This is a genomic window from Vibrio sp. 811, assembly GCF_033339195.1.
Genome location: NZ_JAWOUB010000256.1, coordinates 1 through 812, shown reverse-complemented (window position 1 = coordinate 812; position 812 = coordinate 1). Strand labels below are relative to the sequence as shown.

The window sequence follows — 812 nt, the reverse complement described above, 5'->3', positions numbered from 1 at the left end:
TACACAGAAAGCACATGCCGCCAATGCTTGCCAAGAAAACTCTCTTCCTGCAAAGCGCATTAACGATAAACGCGAAGACAAACGAATTGGTTGCGATTTCAACAATCGAATCAGTGGCCACAAACAGGAAATCAGAGCGCCCATTGCCGACATAATCAAACTGTATAAACTCGACTGCCACGACCAACCGATAGTAAGGCCAACGTTGGCGTCATATAGATCGCTCAAACTGGAAGATACTGCAGGGATCAACTCGTTCGCCAACATGAGTCCAAAGAAGTTACCGCAAGCCCAAGCGACCAAAACGAGTATCGAGAGCTCAAGTAATAGCGCTTGCGCCAATTGGGTTCCATTCACACCGGTTTGACGCAAAATGCCGACTAATCGCTGACGCTGAATAAAAGACAATGACATCGCTTGATAGAAGATGAACAGTCCAACCAAAAACGACAACATCCCAATCGCGGTGAGGTTTATGTGGAATGCTTTGGTCAAAGATTCAAGCTCAGTACGAGTGTTTCGAACCAAAGTCATGCCATTTGGCAGTATGTTTTTTAATGCGATCAATTTTTCTTCTGGCATCTCGCCACATGAAATCGCTGAAAGGCCCGAGCTTCGCTTCAACATTCTTAATAAAGAAATGTCGGTAACTAAACGTGTACCTGATAAGAGCTTGTTTTGATCCACTTGAACAGGACCAAGACGGCTACCATCATTCAACTCAATAAAGTCGCCGTCTTGCCAGTTCATGTAAGACGCCAAATCTTGACTGATCAAGATCGGATACGGCGGCTTCATCAAGGAGAGAACGG

The 812-nt window shown here is 45.3% G+C and carries 1 protein-coding gene; it reads right to left on the bottom strand.

Translation table 11 applies throughout. The features are described 5' to 3' along the window. Positions 1-812 (bottom strand): ABC transporter permease (locus R7Q46_RS26190; protein WP_318078086.1); only part of this gene is annotated, 812 nt, incomplete at both ends.